General features: G+C 66.5%; 17 protein-coding genes and 1 pseudogene. 11 read left to right on the forward strand and 7 right to left on the reverse strand.

Annotation, left to right across the window (positions count from 1 at the left end; all coding sequences use genetic code 11):
- The first annotated feature begins 10 nt into the window (after positions 1–10).
- From ACWEKS_RS39485 to ACWEKS_RS39515, 7 genes are read left to right on the forward strand one after another with little or no spacing between them, the layout of a single operon-like run.
- Positions 11–625, forward strand: coding sequence for a hypothetical protein (locus ACWEKS_RS39485; protein WP_452344836.1), 615 nt, complete (start codon positions 11–13; stop codon positions 623–625).
- Positions 622–2,127 carry a pyruvate, phosphate dikinase gene (locus tag ACWEKS_RS39490; protein ID WP_452344837.1) on the forward strand — a complete coding sequence of 502 codons (1,506 nt, stop codon included), beginning with the start codon at positions 622–624 and terminating at the stop codon, positions 2,125–2,127. The genes ACWEKS_RS39485 and ACWEKS_RS39490 overlap by 4 nt, the downstream gene beginning before the upstream one ends.
- A complete protein-coding gene (locus ACWEKS_RS39495) occupies positions 2,124–3,749 on the forward strand; it encodes a PEP-utilizing enzyme (RefSeq protein WP_452344838.1) in 1,626 nt (541 codons plus the stop codon). The genes ACWEKS_RS39490 and ACWEKS_RS39495 overlap by 4 nt, the downstream gene beginning before the upstream one ends.
- Positions 3,746–6,100 (forward strand): sensor histidine kinase, encoded by a 2,355-nt coding sequence (locus tag ACWEKS_RS39500; protein WP_452344839.1) that lies wholly within the window; start codon positions 3,746–3,748, stop codon positions 6,098–6,100. Before ACWEKS_RS39495 ends, ACWEKS_RS39500 begins: the two co-directional genes overlap by 4 nt.
- Positions 6,097–6,549, forward strand: a complete 453-nt coding sequence (locus ACWEKS_RS39505; protein WP_452344840.1) for a roadblock/LC7 domain-containing protein — start codon at positions 6,097–6,099, stop codon at positions 6,547–6,549. The genes ACWEKS_RS39500 and ACWEKS_RS39505 overlap by 4 nt, the downstream gene beginning before the upstream one ends.
- Positions 6,546–6,926: a DUF742 domain-containing protein gene (locus ACWEKS_RS39510; RefSeq protein WP_452344841.1), complete on the forward strand. Its 381-nt coding sequence runs from the start codon at positions 6,546–6,548 to the stop codon at positions 6,924–6,926. Before ACWEKS_RS39505 ends, ACWEKS_RS39510 begins: the two co-directional genes overlap by 4 nt.
- On the forward strand, positions 6,907–7,521 hold the full coding sequence (locus ACWEKS_RS39515) for a GTP-binding protein (RefSeq protein WP_452344842.1): 615 nt from the start codon (positions 6,907–6,909) through the stop codon (positions 7,519–7,521). The genes ACWEKS_RS39510 and ACWEKS_RS39515 overlap by 20 nt, the downstream gene beginning before the upstream one ends.
- A 55-nt stretch (positions 7,522–7,576) precedes the next feature.
- Here the strand turns inward: ACWEKS_RS39515 and ACWEKS_RS39520 are convergent, their stop codons facing one another.
- Positions 7,577–8,155 (reverse strand): TetR/AcrR family transcriptional regulator, encoded by a 579-nt coding sequence (locus tag ACWEKS_RS39520; protein WP_452344843.1) that lies wholly within the window; start codon positions 8,153–8,155, stop codon positions 7,577–7,579.
- Between the two features lie 164 nt (positions 8,156–8,319).
- Here ACWEKS_RS39520 and ACWEKS_RS39525 point away from each other — a divergent pair, with 164 nt between their 5' ends.
- The 4 genes from ACWEKS_RS39525 (at position 8,320) to ACWEKS_RS39540 (ending at position 12,510) form a co-directional block, all read left to right on the forward strand.
- Positions 8,320–10,671: an MMPL family transporter gene (locus ACWEKS_RS39525; protein ID WP_452344844.1), complete on the forward strand. Its 2,352-nt coding sequence runs from the start codon at positions 8,320–8,322 to the stop codon at positions 10,669–10,671.
- Between the two features lie 200 nt (positions 10,672–10,871).
- A complete protein-coding gene (locus ACWEKS_RS39530; protein WP_452344845.1) occupies positions 10,872–11,582 on the forward strand; it encodes a hypothetical protein in 711 nt (236 codons plus the stop codon).
- The gene (locus ACWEKS_RS39535; protein ID WP_452344846.1) at positions 11,579–12,238 is read left to right on the forward strand and encodes a cytochrome c oxidase subunit 3; all 660 of its coding nucleotides are present in this window, start codon (positions 11,579–11,581) and stop codon (positions 12,236–12,238) included. The genes ACWEKS_RS39530 and ACWEKS_RS39535 overlap by 4 nt, the downstream gene beginning before the upstream one ends.
- Positions 12,235–12,510: a cytochrome C oxidase subunit IV family protein gene (locus ACWEKS_RS39540; protein WP_452344847.1), complete on the forward strand. Its 276-nt coding sequence runs from the start codon at positions 12,235–12,237 to the stop codon at positions 12,508–12,510. The genes ACWEKS_RS39535 and ACWEKS_RS39540 overlap by 4 nt, the downstream gene beginning before the upstream one ends.
- Positions 12,511–12,644: 134 nt before the next feature.
- Here the strand turns inward: ACWEKS_RS39540 and ACWEKS_RS39545 are convergent, their stop codons facing one another.
- From ACWEKS_RS39545 to ACWEKS_RS39570, 6 genes and pseudogenes are all read right to left on the reverse strand, one after another.
- Positions 12,645–13,625, reverse strand: a complete 981-nt coding sequence (locus ACWEKS_RS39545) for an NADPH:quinone oxidoreductase family protein (protein ID WP_452344848.1) — start codon at positions 13,623–13,625, stop codon at positions 12,645–12,647.
- 10 nt (positions 13,626–13,635) lie between these two features.
- Entirely contained in the window at positions 13,636–14,607 is a 972-nt protein-coding gene (locus ACWEKS_RS39550; protein ID WP_452344849.1) for a DUF7065 domain-containing protein, read from the reverse strand.
- Positions 14,604–15,653 carry a phosphotransferase family protein gene (locus ACWEKS_RS39555; RefSeq protein WP_452344850.1) on the reverse strand — a complete coding sequence of 350 codons (1,050 nt, stop codon included), beginning with the start codon at positions 15,651–15,653 and terminating at the stop codon, positions 14,604–14,606. Before ACWEKS_RS39555 ends, ACWEKS_RS39550 begins: the two co-directional genes overlap by 4 nt.
- A 1-nt stretch (position 15,654) precedes the next feature.
- Complete coding sequence (locus ACWEKS_RS39560) at positions 15,655–16,890, reverse strand: enoyl-CoA hydratase-related protein (RefSeq protein WP_452344851.1); 1,236 nt, start codon at positions 16,888–16,890, stop codon at positions 15,655–15,657.
- An 85-nt stretch (positions 16,891–16,975) separates the two neighbouring features.
- Complete coding sequence (locus tag ACWEKS_RS39565) at positions 16,976–17,251, reverse strand: hypothetical protein (protein WP_452344852.1); 276 nt, start codon at positions 17,249–17,251, stop codon at positions 16,976–16,978.
- A gap of 70 nt (positions 17,252–17,321) precedes the next feature.
- Positions 17,322–17,639, reverse strand: a pseudogene (locus tag ACWEKS_RS39570) (ABC transporter ATP-binding protein); the annotation flags it as partial.

Here is a 17,639-nt window from a genome sequence, read left to right on the forward strand (position 1 = left end):
AGTACGAGGAATGAACGACGAAATTCAGATTCTGCAAACGACCAGGCTCAAGGGACGCCCCCGGATCGAGGACCTGAGCGAGAGTCTCGGTCTGACGCGCGACGCCCTCGAGTCGGCTCTGCATCCCCTGCTGGAAGCCGGTCTGCTCGAAGAGGTCAAAGGGCGCGTCAAGCTGACCCCCGAAGGCAGGCAGCGGCTCGAAACACTGTTCGCGGCCATGCGCGCCGGCACCGATCAGACGACCCTGTCCGCCGCATACCACGAATTCGATTCCTACAATTCGCGATTCAAGCAGCTGGTGACCGATTGGCAGCTGATCGACGGTGAACGGCCCAACGACCACACCGACGCCGACTACGACAACACGATCATCCGCCGGCTCTCCGACCTGCACGCGAACTTCCTCGAGCTGGTCGCCCGGATGGCGGGTATCGCTCCCCTGCTGTCGGACTATCCGCGCCGATTCACCGACGCGCTCGGCCGGATCACCGCGGGCGAGCACCGCTGGCTGGCCGCACCGCTGATCGACAGCTACCACACCGTGTGGTTCGAGCTGCACGAGAACCTCATCGGGCTCGCGGGCCTGTCCCGGGTCGCCGAAGCCGCCGCCGGGAGGGCCGAATGAGTACGCATCCTTCTGTCGTACAGCTCGAGGGTCTCGCCGGTCTCGACCGAAATGTGGTGGGAGGCAAGGCCTGGAGCATCGACCGCATGCTCGCGCTCGGCATTCCGGTACCCCCGGCGTTCGTCCTGACCACCGACGTGTGCCGCGACTACTACGCGAACGGCCGGCGAGTCGACGACTCCGTCTGGGATGCGATCCCGGCGGCCATGACAGAGCTCGAACTGATCACCGGCCGCCACTTCGGCGCCCCGGCCCGGCCGTTGCTGGTGTCCGTCCGCTCCGGCGCCGCGACCAGCATGCCGGGCATGATGGACACGGTGCTCAATCTCGGCATGACCGACGAGGTCGAGCGGGCCCTCGCCCTGGAGAGCGGGGATCCCGGCTACGCGGCCGACACCCGGCGGCGATTCCTCGAGCAATTCGAGCGGGTGGTCGGGGTACCGGCACCGCTGGACCCGTGGGAACAGTTGCGGCTCGCGGCCACCGCGGTACTGCAATCCTGGAATTCCGATCGTGCCATCCATTACCGCCGCGACCGGGGCATCCCGGACGATGGCGGCACCGCGGTCACCGTGCAGGCCATGGTCTTCGGCAATTTCGACGACAAGTCCGGCACCGGAGTGCTGTTCACCCGGAACCCGCTGACCGGCTCGGCCGAACCTTACGGCGAATGGCTGCCGCGCGGGCAGGGTGAGGACGTCGTGTCCGGCCGCGCCAATGCCCTGCACCTGGACGACCTGGGCGCGACGATGCCGCACGTCCACGCCGAATTGATGGCCGCCGCCACGCGTCTGGAAGAGGACCGGCGCGACGTCCAGGACATCGAGTTCACCGTCGAAGGCGGCACGCTGTGGCTGCTGCAGACCCGCAACGCCAAGCGGACTCCGGAAGCCGTTGTCCGGCATGCCGTTCTGCATCAGCGGCAGGGACTCATCGACACCGGCGAGGCGCTCGACCGGATCGGCGCCCAGGACATCCAGGCACTGCTCACCCCGCATCTGGACCCCGCGGCGGTCGCCACGGCCACGCGGGTGGCGAGCGGAAAGCCGGCGTGCCCGGGCATCGCGTCGGGGGTCGTCGTCACCGACGCCGACGAGGCCGAAGACCGTGCGGCCCGCGGCGAATCCGTGATCCTGGCCCGGCCCACCACCGACCCGGATGACGTCGCCGCCATGTCGGCGGTCTCGGCCGTGCTCACCGAGTTCGGCGGATCGACCTCGCACGCCGCGGTCGTGTGCCGCGAGATGGGTGTGCCCTGCATCGTCGGCTGCGGCGCGGACACCGTCACCGCCCTGGCCGGACAGTACGTCACCGTGTCCGCGACCACCGGGACCGTCTATCACGGCGGGCTGCCCATCATCACCGGTTCGGAATCCGGGGACCCGGACCTGGCGCTCCTTTCCGATTGGCTCCGAACCGAACTCGGCGCGGCGGCCACCGGCAGCCTGCCGGAACTGCTCCGGCTGCGCGCCCACCGCCTGAACACCGAGGGGACCCCATGACCGACCGCCGGACCGTCTACTCGCTGCTCGACTCCCCGGGTTGCGATCCGCGGAAGACGTGGACGACAGGCAATGTGGCAGAGGCGTTTCCGGGTGTCTTCACCACCTTCGGATTCACCTTCATCCACGAGCCGATGGAGCTCGCCTTCCGGAAGATGTTCGTCCGGCTCGGAGTGTTCACACCCTCGCAGATCGTGCTGCCCGACCGGATCGAGGACATGTTCTGGACGCTGTTCGCCGGACGCGCGGCAGCGAACATCGACATGTTCCGTGACCTGGCCAACCTCATCCCCGGCACCTCGCCGACAGCGATGGAACAACAGCTGTTCGGCTATGTCCGCCCGACCACCGTCGACGCCCCCTCGTACCGCAGATACCCCGCCATCCTGGCCAAGGCGCCCTGGACCGTAGCGACGCTACCGCGCCGCCACGACGCCATGTTCGCCGAGTTGCGTCGCTGGCGCCTCGATCGGCTCGCCGATATGGCCGCCCGTACCGAGTCCGAATGCCTGGACCTCCTCGCCGACGCGCGAAAGCGCTTCGAGCAGATCATGATCGAACACCTGGTCGTGGCCTTCGTCAGCTCGGGTCTGGCGGATCGACTGCGCGACACCGTGGCCGAGCTGGGCCATCCGGGTCTGGAAGCGCAGCTGATGTCCGGCGTGGGTTCCGACGAGAACGAGGTCGCGCACGATCTGTGGGCGCTCGCCCACGACGAGATCACCCTCGACACCTTCTGTGACCGACACGGCTACCACGGCTCCAATGAAGGCCAGCTGTCCGGCGTATCGTGGCGCGAGGATCCGGCTCCCATCCTGAACCGCCTCGCCGACTACCGCGCCATTGCGGCCGACAGCCCGCGCGCACCCCGGCAGCGCAGCCGCGAACAGGCCGCCGTCCGCGAACGCGCGATGGCCGAACTGAGCAGTGCCACTTCGGGATTCAGCCGCCGGACCGTCTCTGTACTCACCGGGATCACCGCGCGCTTCCTGGCGCTGCGCGAACAGGGGAAGGCCGGCTATCTGCTGACCTTCGACGTCACCCGCGCTGCGACCCGGCGACTGGGCGGCCATCTGGTGGCACGCGGCGTGATCGATCGCGTCGAGGACGTCTTCCACCTGTCCTACGAAGAGCTCGTCCGCGGCGTCGACGGCGATCATCGCGAACTCGTCGCGGGCCGTTCAGCCGGGTACCAGGAGCGACTGGACTACCGGTTGCCGCAGTCGTGGACGGGACAACCGGAGGTGCGCAAGGCCGGAGAAGCCACCGCCGCAACGCCTTCCGACCCGAGGATCATCACCGGTGTCGCCGCCAGCGGCGGCGTGGTGGAGGGCAGGGCCCGGGTCGTCCGCGATCCCGACACCGTCGAGCTCGAGGAAGGCGACATCCTGGTGTGCGAGACCACGGACCCCAGCTGGGTCTCGCTGTTCCTGGTCGCCGGCGGCGTGGTCACCGACCACGGCGGGCTACTCAGCCACGGCCCCATCGTGGCCCGCGAACTCGGCATTCCGTGTGTCTGCGGAACCGAGAACGGCAGCTACCGCATCGAGGACGGCCAGCTCCTCCGGCTGAACGGCGATCTCGGCACCGTGGAAATCCTGGGCCCGCAGGGCGCCCCGTGACCGGCCGTGCACTCCGGACGTCCGGCCTGCGTCGCCGGAGTATTCGTATTCGCGTGCTGGCCATCGCGCTCATTCCCTGCGCGACCCTCGTGGTGACGGGTTCGGTAGCGGTGGCCGAGCTGGTGGATGACGCCCGCTCGGCCCACCGCTGGTCCGAGTACCTGACCGAGCAGCTCGATCCGCTCGTCACCTTCATCACCGCCGTACAGAACGAACGAACAGCCAGTCTCGCAGCGCTGGACGGCAATCCGCAGACGAGCGCCGACCTGCAGCGGCAGCGGGCGAAGACCGACGCCGCGCTGGCCGAGATCGCCCGGCTGGCACCGCAGATGCAGGCCCTCAACGAGAAGGCTGTGGCACAGTCGACACCGGCGTTCGCCGCGCTCGCTGCTCAGGCGCCCACCGTCCGGAAGAATGTCGATGCCCGCCAGGCGAGCTCGACCGAGGTGGACGAGTTCTACACCCGGCTGGCGGATGTCATCGCAATGGGTCTCGAGGGGCTGGCGCGCTACACCCCCGACTCGCTGACCGCCGCCGAGGAGATGAGCGCCTCGGACCTGATGCGGATGACCGATCTGCATTCGCGGGCAATCGGTTTGGCCGCCGCTGCGGTGGTGCACGGCCCGCTGCTGGTCGACGATCGGCGCCGGGTAACCGAACTGACGGGCGCGTACCGGCATCAGCTCGACGGGCTGACCTCGCGCCTCACCGGCGCCGATCAGGCACGGCTGCGCAAGCTGAAAGAATCTCCCCAATGGCAGACAGCCGTCGCCGCGGAGGACCAGCTGGCCGAAGAGGGCGATCTTCCCGGCTCTCTCAGTGCGTGGCGGGCCGCCGAACAATCGGTCGACGCCGAGCTGATGGCCCTGTTCCAAGATCATGCACACTACGCGAACGGCTTGGCCTCCGACGCCGCGCATCAGTCGCTCGTGCGTTCGATCCTGGCGGGGTCGGGCGTCGCGCTCATCGCACTGTCGACATTCGCGCTCGCCGTGGTGCTGGCGAACCGCCTCATCCGACGGCTGCGCTGGTTGCGTTCGCGGACCCTGGAGCTCGCCAACGAGACGCTGCCGTCGATCGTCGGCCGATTACGCGAAGGCGAGCACGTCGACCTCGACGCCGAAATGACCGTGATCGATGCCGGGATCGACGAAATCGGTCAGGTCGCAGCGGCATTCGGGACCGCACAACGCACGGCCATGACCGCTGCCGCCGCCGAGACGCGTACCCGGGAAGGATTCAACAAGGTCTTCCTGGACATCGCCTACCGCAGTCAGGTCATCGTCCGCCGTCAGCTCGAGGTCCTCGACCTCGCCGAGAACAAGCAGGACGATCCCGAACACCTCGAGCTGCTGTTCCAGCTGGACCACCTGGCGACCCGCGCCCGGCGGAACGCGGAGAACCTGCTGATCCTCGGCGGTGCGCAGCCCGGTCGCCGCTGGCGGCAGCCGGTCGCGCTCGAGCAGATCGTCCGCAGCGCGGCCTCGGAAACGCAGGATCTGTCGCGCGTCAGCGCGATTCGACTGCCGGAAGCCCATGTCCTGGGCAGCGCGGTGGCGGACCTCATTCACCTGCTGGCGGAGTTGATCGACAATGCCACGGCGTTCTCACCGCCGCAGGCCCCGGTCACCGTGCACGGCAATATCGTCGGTCGCGGAGCGGTCGTCGAGGTCGAGGACCAGGGCCTCGGCATCCGATTCGACGAGCGCGAACGGCTGAACGAGTTGCTTCGTGATCCGCCGGACTTCCAGGAGATGGCCCTTGCCGGACAACGGCATCTCGGACTGTTCGTGGTGAGCCGGCTGGCGCACCGCCACGGGATCACGGTCAGCCTGCAGGAGTCCGCCTACGGCGGGATCAAGGCGATCGTCCTGGTCCCCGCGAAGCTGCTGGACTCCCACGTGCTCGACGCCGAGCCCGCGCTAGCGGCGATCGGGTGGAGCGCGGGGCCCCCGACTGCGATCGGCACACCCGTACGGCCCGCACACGACCCGGTTCCACGATTGCCGGCTCGCGATTTCGAGCAGCTCCCCCCATGGCCGGCCGAGATCATCGCGGATGTGGTCGATGCGAACGGATCGGCCCCGGCCGGAGAACACCACCCCACGATCCAGTTCGAGAGCCGCCATGCAACGGCTCACGGGGCGGGTTCCCGGAGCCCACTGCCGCGGCGACAGCGGCAGACGCATCTGGCGCCGCAGCTACGGGCGGATGACGACGCATCCGATACCCCGCCACTCGCGAACGCCGATCGGCCCCGGCCGGCCGCACAGGTGCGCCATGCCATGGCCTCCTTCCAGCGCGGCACCCGGCAGGCGCGGGCCGACATCTACCAGGACCCCGAAACATGAACGGTCACAACATGAACAACGACGCGCAGGTCCATAACCGCAGTGCACTGGATTGGCTTCTCGACGGTCTGGTGAACCGGCTGCCCGGTGCCGAGCACGCGCTGGTCCTGTCCGCCGACGGCCTGTCGCTGGCACGCTCGGTCGGCCTCGATTCCGAGGACGCCGAACACCTCGCCGCCATCGGATCGGCGCTGCACAGCCTGGCGCGCGGTGCCGGAACTCGTTTCGGCAAGGGCGCGCTGCAACAAACGGTCGTCGAACTCAGTGCGGGCTATCTGGTGGTGACCGAAGCCGGACAGGGCGCCTGCCTGGCTCTGCTGGCGGACATCGAGGCCGACCTCGGTCTGGTGGCCTACGAAATCAATGTCATCGTCGGACAAGTCGGCGAACAGCTGTCGGCGACGCCCCGCAGCACGCCGGGTGCGCTGCGAACACCGTGGGTGCCGTGAACCGCCACGAGGACGACGCCTGGGCGTTCGAGGACGACCCGGGTCCACTGGTCAGGCCCTTTGCCGTGACCCGAGGCCGGGCCGGCAAAGACCGTCACAACCTGGACATGCTCACCCTGGTCATCGCGGTGCGTTCGGAAACCGAAGTGTCGACCCTCGACCGGGAGTACGGCGATATCGTGCGGCTCTGCCAGGGCAGACCACAGTCGATCGTCGAGCTGGCAGCCCATCTACACCTGCTGCTGGCCGCGGTCAAAGTTCTTGTCGGCGACCTGATCGACTCCGGCTACCTCATCTTCCGCTCTCCACCGCCCCCGGCGAGCGGACCCGACCCTCTACTCCTGCAGGCGGTGATCGATGGCATACGCAGGCTATGAAAACGCCGGCGGCCCTTCCCACTTCGGCAATACCCACGTCGTCAAGCTGCTGATCGCCGGAGGTTTCGGAGTCGGCAAGACGACCCTGGTCGGCACGGTCAGCGAGATCACTCCGCTGCGGACCGAGGAACGATTGTCCGAAATCGGTGCGGCCTTCGATGATTTGACGGGCGTGGAGAACAAGACGACCACGACTGTGGCGCTGGATTTCGGCCGCATCACACTGGGCCCGAACCTTGTCCTCTATCTCTTCGGCACTCCCGGGCAGGACCGATTCTGGTTCATGTGGAAGGAACTGTCGGTCGGCGCACTCGGCGCGATCGTGCTGGCCGACACCCGTCGCCTCGAGGACTGTTTCCCCGCGGTGGACTACTTCGAATCACGTCGCATCCCGTTCGTCGTCGGAGTGAACTGCTTCGACGGCGCCGACATCTACGACGAGCAGGAAATCCGGATCGCTCTGGATCTGCCGCTGGAAGTCCCCGTCCATCTCTGCGATGTCCGACATCGAGAATCAGGAAAGGCCATACTGATTCGCCTGCTCGAGCACATCCAAGGCAGCACCGCGCCGAGCCGTCGACCGGCTGTCGGATAACACCCGATATTCGGGTACCGGCCTTCGCATCTCGACCCCTACTGGAGACCGGTCGCTACATCGGCGGAAGCAGCGTCGCCTGAGCGGGATTCAGCGCGTCGAGCAGGAAACTCAGGTAGCGCCGCCGCGCGGCCTTCTCGAGTTCGACGGCGCCGAGCGCGGTGATCACCATGGCGAAAACGTATGGCACGTCGCGCGGTTCGAGATCGGGGCGCAGGTTTCCTGCGGCTTGAGCGCGTTCCACCGCAGGACCGAAGATCTCGTCACTCTGCGCAAGGAAATCCGCGGTGACCTCGGTCAGGTTTCCGACCGAGGTGGCGAGCGCCCGTTCGCTCTGAATGATGTCGGCCACCCGTTCGGCGACGTCGAGCAGAACGGATCGAGGCAGGCCACCCTTGTCCAGCTCGGCCAGCATCGGTAGGACTTCGGTGGTGAGGATCCGTTCGTAGACGGCACGGGCCAGCGCCTCGCGGTTGGGGAAGTGCCGGTACAACGTCGCGACGCCGACGCCCGCTTCGCGCGCGATGTGAGCGAGGGTCGCCGAGCCGCCCTCGGTGGCAAACAGCCGCCGGGCCGCATCGATGATCCGGGAGATGCTTGCGAAGGCGTCCGTCCGAAGCGGTTTCGTCGCCACGCAGACATCGCTCCTTCAGTCGATTCACCGATACCGGGGTTGTGACCGAGCGTACCTTGCGAGCCAAAACGATAGTTCACTACCGTTTTGATAGCTGACTATCAGTTTTCTCCGTGGCAGGACCGTTGTGGCCGCCGCCGGGGTGTGCCGAGAGGAATCACGCAATGTCGACCCTGCTGTATCGCATCGGAAGAACCGCCTATCGGCGACCTTGGCACTTCATCGCGCCCTGGGCCGTCGTTCTGACGACGATCATCGGCCTGCTCGCCGTCTACCCACCCCAGCTGAGCAGCGAGGTGCGGATCGACGGCACGCCCGCCCAGAACCTCATCCACGACCTGGCCGGGAAAATGCCGCTGATGGCAGGTGGACAGGGCATCATCGCCTTCGAGACCGAGAACGGCTCACGGATCGACTCCGGAGACAACCTCGGCACGCTGCTCGCGGCAGTCGACAAGGTGTACACCAGCGACCACGTCATCGACGCCCGCGCGGTACTGAAGCAGGAAGCCGCGAAGGGGATGAACAGTCCCACCATTCGCGCCGCTGGAGCTACCACGCTCTCCGGAGCGTCATCGGGTCACGCCGCCGCCGCTACCCCGTTGACCATCAACGGACAGGCGGTACCGGGCGTAATCATCTCCCCGGACAAGACCAGCGCCATTCTCCAATTCCAGTTCGACAAGCAGACTTTCGAACTCCCCACCGACACCATCGATAACACAGTGGAGGCAGCGAAACACGTCACCGCCGGTCACGACATCGCCGTGCTGCCGTCGGCATCGATGGTCCAGGTGCCCGCCATCGTGGGCGCAGGTGAGGTGGCGGGCGTCGCGATCGCCGCACTCGTGCTGCTGGTGACCCTGGGATCGGTGGTTGCGGCCGGGCTACCGCTGGTGACCGCGTTGACCGGTGTCGGCGTGGGCGTCGGTGGCGCTCTGGTGGTGTCGCATCTGGTCTCGCTGCATTCGCTCAGTGCGGTCCTCGGGCTCATGATCGGCCTTGCCGTCGGCATCGATTACGCACTGTTCATCGTCAACAGGCAGCGCCGCTACATCCTCGACAATGACGCGAGCGCCGAGGAAGCCGTGGGCCGCGCGCTCGGAACCTCGGGCACCGCAGTGGTTTTCGCGGGCAGCACGGTCGCCATCGCACTGACCGCGCTCGCCATCGTCCGGATCCACCTGATCACGACCATGGGTATCGCCGCGACAGTGACGGTGGTGATCGCCGTCCTGGCCGCGGTGACGCTACTGCCCGCGCTGCTCGGCCTGACCGGCGAGCGAATCTGCTCGACCAGAGCACGCCAGCGGGCTGCCTTCAGGCGGGCCACCGATGCACCCTCGCGGCGGGCACGCAAGGTCGCGACCACCTGGGTAGGCATGGTGACCAGGCACCGGTTCCTCGCGGCGGCGGCCGCGCTGATCATTGCCGGGCTGCTCGCGTTCCCGGCCACACAGATGAGCCTCGGACTGCCCTCGGGTGCGAGCTACAACCAGGGAACCGCACAGCGTGAGAGCTACGAGGTTGTGAAGAACCGCTTCGGTCCGGGATACAACGGGCCACTCGTCGTCGTCGCCGACGCCGGAAACCGGGAAGGTCCGATCGCCACCACCGATATCGCTGCCCTCTACCGCGATCTGACGCAGCTGCCCGGCGTCACGTCGGTGACACTCGGCGCTGTGAGTGGCAATGGCCGGACCGTCGTCTTCTCGGTTGTGCCGAGCACCGGGCCCACGGACTCGGCCACCGAGCAACTGGTTCACGAGATCCGCGGCGAGGCACCAACTTTCGCGATCGAACGGCATGCGGACATCGGCGTTACCGGATTCACCGCACTGGGTATCGATGTGTCGGCACGCCTCGCCCACGCACTCCCCGTCTACCTGGCAGTGGTGGCGGTGTTGTCGATCTTCTTGCTGGCCTTGGTGTTCCGCTCCATCCTCATCCCGATCAAGGCCACCCTCGGCTTCGTGCTGAGCATTCTCGCCGCGTTCGGCGCCACCACCGCCGTTTTCCAGCAGGGCTGGGGTCAGACGCTCCTCGGATTCCACGCCACCTCACCGATCCTGGCGGTACTGCCCATCGTCGCGACCGGCCTGCTGTACGGGCTCGCCATGGACTACGAAGTCTTCCTGGTCTCCGCTATGAAGGAAGCCCACGCGCACGGACAGCACGGGGACGAGGCCATCGCCCACGGTTTCGAACAAGCCGCGCGAGTCGTGGTCGCGGCCGCGGCCATCATGTCGGCCGTCTTCGCGGGCTTCATCTTCAATGACGACCCGATGATCCGGCAGTTCGGCTTCGCATTGGCGGTCGGCGTCGTCGTCGACGCCTTCGTGGTGCGCATGCTGCTGGTGCCCGCCGTGATGTCGATCTTCGGCGATGCCGTCTGGTGGATGCCGCGCGCACTTCAGCGTGCACTGCCGAATATCGACATCGAAGGACAGGGACTCGACCTCGAACCAGCGGATGAGCTTCCCGCTCAGCAGGATCTGGTTGCGTCCGGGTCATAACCCCTCGACGCCCCGGGGTGTCTCTCACGAACGCGATTCGGCGGGGACACCCGGGGCGATCGCATGCCGAACCCCGACCCCGCCGGAAGGTACGGAGCGGTCGCAGCCACCCACCACTGGAAGCGGTGATTATTTTAATATAAATTAACTTCTGCACTGCCCAGTCGGCCCACAGCCGGCCCGGATCGAAGGATGCCCCGATGAACGCTCGAGTCAGGAATCTCTGCGCACTGGGTGGCCCAGCGGCGCTCATAGTCACGCTCATCGGCTGGACGATCGCAGGCATGCTTCCGCTTCCGCTGAGCCCGTCGGCTTCCACCGACGACGTCGTGCGCTTCTACACCGAGGACCCGACCCGGGTGATGATCGGCTTTGTCACGGCCTCGGTGGGCGTGGTGCTGATGCTGCCGATGTTCGGACTCATCTCCATGCACATGCTGCGCATGGAGGGCCGCACGCCCCTGCTGACCTTCGTTCAACTGATCGCCGCCGCGGTGACCGTCATCATCAACCTGGTTCCGCAGATGCTGTTCGCGCTCATGGCATTTCGAACCGACCGGGATCCGCACACCTTGCAGCTGATGAACGATGTGACCTGGATGATCCTGTTCACCCCCATCATGCCGTTCATCATTCAGAACCTCGTGATCGGCACCGCTGTTCTGAACGACAAGCACGGCATCTTCCCGCGCTGGAGCGGGTATCTCAACCTGTGGGTCGCCTTCGCCTTCGTTCCCGACGTGCTCGCGTACTTCTTCCTGTCCGGCCCCTTCGCCTGGAACGGCGTCTTCGTGTTCTGGCTTGCCCTCGGCGCGTACGGCGCGTTCCTCGTCGGTATGTTCTTCGCTGTTCGACAGGCGAATTCCACGCTCGACGAAGCTCTCGGCGCGCCGGCACCGGCAACGGCATGACAGCGTCGGGATCTTTCGACGCCGTAGAGCTGCCGAGGTTCGTCTGGGACGAAATCGACTCGGGTCCGGGGGCCGTCGGCCAGGCGAAGCCCGACCCCGGCGACGCGCCGGGCGAGCTGGGTTTGTGGGTATTCATCCTCGGCGACATGACCCTGTTCGGTCTCTTCTTCGCTGTCTTCCTGTGGGAGAACCGGCGCGACCGGATCGCCTTCGCCGAATCGGCGGCGCATCTGCACCGATCGATCGGCGCCGTCAATACGCTGGTATTGCTGCTGAGTTCCTACCTGGTGGTCGTCGCACTGCACGCGTACCGGCGAGACGCGATGGCACACGCACGTGTCGTGCTGATCGGAGTTCTCGGGTGCGCCATGGTGTTCGCCGCATTGAAAGCCGTCGAGTACAGCGCGGCGATCACCTCCGGGCACGTGGTCACCAGCAATATGTTCTGGACGTTCTACTTCATCCTGACCGGGATCCATCTCCTGCATGTGTTGATCGGCGCGATCCTCGTGACGCTCTGGCGCCGGAAATGCACCGACGACAGGGCCGGAACCACCGCCACCCGGTTCCCGGAGATCGCCGCCGTGTACTGGCACATGGTCGATCTGCTGTGGGTCGTCATCTTCACGCTTCTCTACGTGGGGTGTTATTCATGAATGCAGTCGATATCCCGCCCAGGGCTACATGGGTCTGGATCGGCCTTGTTGCCGCAACATGCGTGACCTGGTGGTTCGGCGCGGACCATCCGCTCGCCTCGATCAGCGTCAAGTTCGCGTCCGCCGCCGCGGTGGCCATCGCCTTCGTGAAGGCATATTTCATCGGATCGGAATTCATGGAGTTGCGATCGGCACCGCTCGTCCTGCGGCGCGTGTTCCAAGGCTGGGTGGCTATCTTCGGTGTGGCTGCCATAGTCCTGTCAGCCATCTGACCGCGAAGGCGGAAGCGGCAGGGGCGGCTAAGGTTTCTTGTTGTGCCGCTCCTGCCGGCGCGACAACGCGCCCACCGCCGTTGCCGTACCGGCCATCACAAGGAAGTACGCGGCATAGAGGGCGATCAGGATCATCATGTGGACGTAGGCAATTCGATGACTGCTTTGCCGACGATCGATCCCTGTTCGAGAGCGGTGAGCGCCGCGCCCGCGTCGGCCAGCTCGTAACGCGCGCTCACATAGGGCCGGAATCCGGATCCGGCCAAGTCGCTCAGGGCGGCCATGGTCTCCACGAAAGCCGCAGGGCGAGAATGCAGGTACTCCCCCCACGCCACGCCCGTGACCGAGATATTGCGCAGCAGTAGCCGATTGACCTTGATCGCCGGAATCCCTTCGCCCGAGGCGAAGCCCACGACCAACAGTGTCCCTTCGCCGGCCAGCACGCGAACCGCGTCATCGAATGCCGCTCCCCCGACCGGATCCAGCACGTGATCCACACCCACCCCATCGGTGAGATCGCGAACCTGCTGGGCCCATCCGGGCACGAGCCGAACCACGTGGTCCGCGCCCAGCGCTGTGAGTCGCTGTGCGACGCCTTCCCGGCGCGCCACCGCGATCACGGTGGCGCCCAGTGCCTTCGCGATCTGGATGGCGGCGGTTCCGATTCCACCGGCCGCTCCGAGAACCAGAACGCTCTGGCCGGGACGGACGACCGCACGCCGGGTCATCGCGAAGTGCACCGTCTGGAAGTTCGCCGGCAGCGCGGCGGCCTCACCGAAATCGAGCTCCCGGGGTTTGGCAGCCACCATCTCGGGCGCGACAGCAACGAACTCCGCGTAGCCACCCAGTTCCGGGCAGAAGGCCACGACTTCGTCGCCCGGGGACAGCGCGGTGCCGACCGGCGCGGAGACCACGATGCCGGACACCTCCACGCCGGGCACGAACGGCGGCGAGACACGCAGCTGGTATTGCCCGTATGTCATCAGCAGATCGGGGAAGTTGACGCCCACCGCGCGGACGGCCACGACGACCTTGTCGTGAGCGACGGGCACCGGCAGCGATGAAACGCGCAGGGCCGACGGACCGGTCAGGTCCGTCGCCTGCACGGTGGTCATGAACGGAACCTCAGACACCGAGTCCCACCGGGGCATCGTTCACGATCTGGTCCAGATACTCGGCCATACCGAACAATTCCGAGCCGTCGTCGGCGATCCACCGAATCTGGTTCTCGAGGATTCGCGTGATCTGCTCGGCCCCCGAGTCGTCGATTTTGCGGTGTCGCAGCGGCACGGTGGCTCCGACGTCGCCGATCATGCGCCAGCTTCGGCCGTCGACGGCAACAAGTTCCACAAGAATGCGGCGCGGCGTGTCCTTCTCATCCCGTTCGGTGCTGACCCGGACATCGATGCAGCGGTGCACTTCGAAGCCATTCCAGACGAATCCGCCCGTCAGCGGCTCCCCGTTTTCGGCTCCGAAGTAGGCGCCCATGAACCCGAACACGGGGCTCGAGCCGTGTAGCCACCGATAGAACCACGGCGCTTGCCACGATCGCGGGCCCCACGAGTGATCGCGCAATCCGGCACCCGCGATCTCGAACGGGGTGCCGTCCACGGCGATCGTGCCCGCAACGGCCATGATCTGCTCGTAATGGTTGGGCGCGAACGCCGGACCATCGCCGTCGAAGTTCTCCGCGTAGGGATCGCAGAGCCGGCTGAAGGTCAGCTCCACGACGCAATCGACCACCGGCGTACCCGCGAGTTTGCGTGGGTCGGAAAGAATTTCGGGAGTGTCGAGAAGATTCACCTCCCCATCGAAGGTGACGCCGAGCATGGCGAACGGTTCGACCACTCGGAATTCGAGACCTGCTCCCGACATCGTCTCGTTCGTCGTCGCCTCGGGCCGCGCGAATCCGAAGGCGAGTCTCCCATCCGGAAGATAGATGCACACCGTCCGCTCGCCACGTCCCTCGTTGGGGCGGTTGGCCAATCTGACGAATCCGCTGATCCGATTTCCCGGGGAGTGGAAATGGAAGTACATGGATTCGTTGAAGTTGGACTCGCCGCCGACCGGGTGCGTGTAGTCGTCCTCCGGCTTCACTGCTGGTCTCCTCGGGTCGCGCGTCGGCTGCCGTGATGGGCTCCGTGAATGAACACGGCCGCCTCCTCGAGCAGGTAGCCGATGGTGGTGTCCAGTTCGGCGAGGTCGAGTGCACCGTGGTCGCCCATGGCTCCCGATCGACGGCGCAACAGCACGCCCTGCAGCAGCGTCGCCGCCCGCCAGTGTGAGAAGGCACGGTAGTAGCCGATCGAGTCGGCATTGAGACCGGTTGCCGCGCAATACATGTCGATGAGCTCATCGCGGCTCGGGAAGCCGCCGGCCCGGGTCGGGCTGGGCATGATGATCCGCGGTTCGCCGGGACCGCGCCAGTCGTCGAGCAGCCAGGCCAGGTCCGCCAGCGGATCGCCCAGCGTCGCCAGTTCCCAGTCGAGGACGGCGGTGATCCTGCCGGACTCGACGAGCAGGTTCGACAATCGGTAGTCGCCGTGGGTGATCACCGACCGCTGCTGCCGCGGCGCCTCGGACTCGAGCAATGACCGCACGTACTGCCAGATCCGGTCGTGCGAGCTCCGCTCACCCCACTGCGACCAGTTCCTGACCGCCCGCCGGATCTGCCGCGGCAGAAATTCGGTGTCTGGCCCGAGGCCCTCCAGCCCCACGGACACCGGTTCGAGGGAGTGCAGGCGCGCGAACACCTCGATCACCTGTCGTCCGAGCTGAAACCGCTGTGCCGGACTCAGCTCCGCCGCATCCGATTCCTTCTCCAGCGGCGCACCCGCCATCCGGGTCATGACATAGAACGGACCCGCCTCATCCGTCCCGATCACGGTCGGGAGCGGAATTCCGGTGTCGGCCAGTGCGTTCAGGATTCGGGCCTCGCGCAGCACATTGTGCGCACTGGGGTCGTGGTTGCCCGGCGGCGGCTCGCGCAGCACCCAGGCGGCACCCGCCTCATCGCTGATCAGGCTCGTGATGTTCGATTGCCCGAAGCCGATTCGCTCGATCCGCAGCGAACCGTTCACCTCGGTGCGTTCCGACAACCAGCACCGAAGCTGTTCGGCCCGTGTCACCTCCGTCCCGGTCATGTCACCGGCCCTCGAAGGTGGGCTTGGATTTCGTGATGAAGCTACGCACCGCCCGGGCAGCGTCCACCGTCGCGCCGGTGCGAGCCAGCGCGTCGATCTCGGCCGCCAGCTGTTCGGGCAGCGTCGAGGACTCGGAATTCCGGAGCAGGGCACGGACTTCCGCGTAGGCACGCGTCGGTCCCGCCGCCAGTGTCTCGGCCCGGTTCATCGCGATCTCCTCGAGCTTTTCCGCGTCGACGACCTCCGAGATCAAGCCCCACTCGCGGGCTTCGCGAGCATCCAGGACGCGGCCCTGATACAGCGCCTGCGCCCGGCGCAGTCCGACCAGCCGTGGCAGGTACCACGAGGTGCCCCCATCGCCGGACAGTCCCAGCGTCGAGAATCCCGTCGCGAACTTGGTGCCGTCTGCCGCAAGCGCGACATCGGCGCAATAGACCATGCCCAGCCCGCCGCCGCCGACCGAGCCGTGCACGGCGGTGACAATCGGAACCGGCAGTTCGGCGAAGACTCGCAGGGCATCGTGGTACGGCGTCACCATCCGCCGTAGGGTTGTCGACAGTTCCTGCGGCTCGGTGTCGGCGAAGACCGTGATGTCTCCCCCGACGGTGAAGGCCGGGCCGTTGCCCAGTATCACCAGGGCCCGCAGGTCCGGTCGCGCAGCACAGCGTTGCGCGACCTCGTACAGATCGTCGGCCATCGTCTGGTCGATCGCATTGCGCTGGTGGGGCCGGTTGAGCCGCAGCACGGCGATCCCGTCCGTCACCGAGAACTCGACTGCACGAAGGCCGCTGTCCGGGGTCAGGGCGCGGCTCCATCGTTCGGTGTCGGTGAGTTGGACGAGCCCGCTGATCCGGCCCTGCGTGAAGGTCAGAATGTGAATGAATTCCGCGTCCAGCTCGCCGTTCCCGATCCGGGCGTAACCGGTGTACCGGCCGATGACCGCGAGCCGCCCGTCATCGAGCCAAGTGAACTGCGCCGGAACAGCACGCGCCGTGTAGTGCTTGGCGATGCGACCCCAGAAGTCACGCCGCATCGCGTCGGGCCCGTAGTAGACGCCACCGAGCTCGAAGGGCATCCCGTCGGCGGTCCGCCCCTCGAACCGGGGATGGAGAAGGACCTCCAGCCGTTCCCGATCCCCTGCGGCCAGCGCGTCGTACAGGCCGACCGCAAGCTGCCGGGCCGCATCCCGTTCGTGCTCCGGCAACGGAGACGTCGAGCCATCGCTTTCAGCGTTCATCGTCGAACCAGCTCTCAGAAATTTTCTTCTAATATAGATTTAAAACCGTAGTTGAGGCTGGTACATGGGGTCAAGCCGCCGACTCCTACCGGGCTGGAACACCGCGTTCCGACTCAGCTCGGGGATGCTGCGCAGTGTCCCAAGCGCCAGCTGATTCGCGCACAGGCCAGGGCACCACGGAGCCCGTTTTCAACGTTGACGCTTCGCGGCGGGTCGGCGCCTCGACCTCAGCGAGGCCGATCGTCAACAACAGTGCGACGGTCACGATGGTGACGGTGAGGATGCGCGGCAAGAGCAGGTCCACCGATTTGAACACGCCGACGATGCTCAGCGCGGTGAGGGCAACACGATGCAAAGACATTGCCGGTCACCTCGTTTCGCCCTTGTAGTCGCGACCCGACGAAGCGGTGGCGAGGTGGCGACCCAAGGGCTCACCGGGCATAGCCGACTCCTTCCAGCACGACGGTCTCCGGATCCGAGACCTGGCCGATGTCCACCAGGATCGCTTCCTGTGCGCTTGGCGGGAGTGTGTGCAGAATCTGGCGGACCCGCTCGCGACGACGGCCCACCGCGCCACGCACCGGCATGCCCGGCTGCGCCCGCATCTGCGGGATGATGCCCTCGATCTCCTCCGCGCCACCGGCGTGGTGACCCGAGTCGAACATGGCCTGCTCGCGGGCCATCTGGGCTTCGTCCTTCTCCTCCGACATACCGATCGGGCCCTGCATACGGCCGTTGAGGAACTGCTT

The organism is Nocardia sp. NPDC004711 (assembly GCF_053601595.1).

Excerpts from the sequence above, each read along its gene's own strand:
- ACWEKS_RS39485 (WP_452344836.1), top strand. The coding sequence starts at position 11 with ATGAACGACGAAATTCAGATTCTGCAAACGACCAGGCTCAAGGGACGC.
- ACWEKS_RS39490 (WP_452344837.1), top strand. The coding sequence starts at position 622 with ATGAGTACGCATCCTTCTGTCGTACAGCTCGAGGGTCTCGCCGGTCTC.
- ACWEKS_RS39495 (WP_452344838.1), top strand. The coding sequence starts at position 2,124 with ATGACCGACCGCCGGACCGTCTACTCGCTGCTCGACTCCCCGGGTTGC.
- ACWEKS_RS39505 (WP_452344840.1), top strand. The coding sequence starts at position 6,097 with ATGAACGGTCACAACATGAACAACGACGCGCAGGTCCATAACCGCAGT.
- ACWEKS_RS39515 (WP_452344842.1), top strand. The coding sequence starts at position 6,907 with ATGGCATACGCAGGCTATGAAAACGCCGGCGGCCCTTCCCACTTCGGC.
- ACWEKS_RS39525 (WP_452344844.1), top strand. The coding sequence starts at position 8,320 with ATGTCGACCCTGCTGTATCGCATCGGAAGAACCGCCTATCGGCGACCT.
- ACWEKS_RS39530 (WP_452344845.1), top strand. The coding sequence starts at position 10,872 with ATGAACGCTCGAGTCAGGAATCTCTGCGCACTGGGTGGCCCAGCGGCG.
- ACWEKS_RS39535 (WP_452344846.1), top strand. The coding sequence starts at position 11,579 with ATGACAGCGTCGGGATCTTTCGACGCCGTAGAGCTGCCGAGGTTCGTC.
- ACWEKS_RS39540 (WP_452344847.1), top strand. The coding sequence starts at position 12,235 with ATGAATGCAGTCGATATCCCGCCCAGGGCTACATGGGTCTGGATCGGC.
- ACWEKS_RS39545 (WP_452344848.1), bottom strand. The coding sequence starts at position 13,625 with ATGACCACCGTGCAGGCGACGGACCTGACCGGTCCGTCGGCCCTGCGC.
- ACWEKS_RS39555 (WP_452344850.1), bottom strand. The coding sequence starts at position 15,653 with ATGACCGGGACGGAGGTGACACGGGCCGAACAGCTTCGGTGCTGGTTG.
- ACWEKS_RS39560 (WP_452344851.1), bottom strand. The coding sequence starts at position 16,890 with ATGAACGCTGAAAGCGATGGCTCGACGTCTCCGTTGCCGGAGCACGAA.
- ACWEKS_RS39565 (WP_452344852.1), bottom strand. The coding sequence starts at position 17,251 with ATGTCTTTGCATCGTGTTGCCCTCACCGCGCTGAGCATCGTCGGCGTG.